This is a genomic window from Methylobacterium sp. CCH7-A2 (assembly GCF_001557075.1).
GTDB lineage: Bacteria > Pseudomonadota > Alphaproteobacteria > Rhizobiales > Beijerinckiaceae > Allobosea > Allobosea massiliensis.
Window position 1 is genome coordinate 1 of the sequence record NZ_LSKN01000081.1, and the last position, 327, is coordinate 327.

Consider the following 327-nt stretch of genomic DNA (forward strand, 5'->3'; position numbering starts at 1 on the left):
CTGCGCCGATGCGAGGGCGCTCTCGTCAGCCGCAAAGGAGCGGGTCAGAGGCAGCGGACAGCGGTCGAGCGTGGCGCAATTTGGCTCTGCCCGGTTGGCGTCGGCGAAGACGAGATCAATATCTCAGCCCCGCTCGACGACATCCTGCACATTTACCTGCCGCCCCAGCGCTTCTCAGGGCTGGCAGACCTCTACGGCGATCATGGGATCCGCGCGGATTCGATCCGCTATCTCTCAGATTTGCGGGACCCTCTAATTCAGCAACTCGGCCTGGCCATCCGGGACGAGCTGACCCACGAGACCTCAGCCGGTCGCATGCTGGTGGAG

At 63.9% G+C, this 327-nt stretch carries 1 pseudogene; it reads left to right on the forward strand.

The features are described 5' to 3' along the window. Positions 1–327 (forward strand): annotated as a pseudogene (locus tag AX750_RS26405) (AraC family transcriptional regulator); the annotation flags it as partial.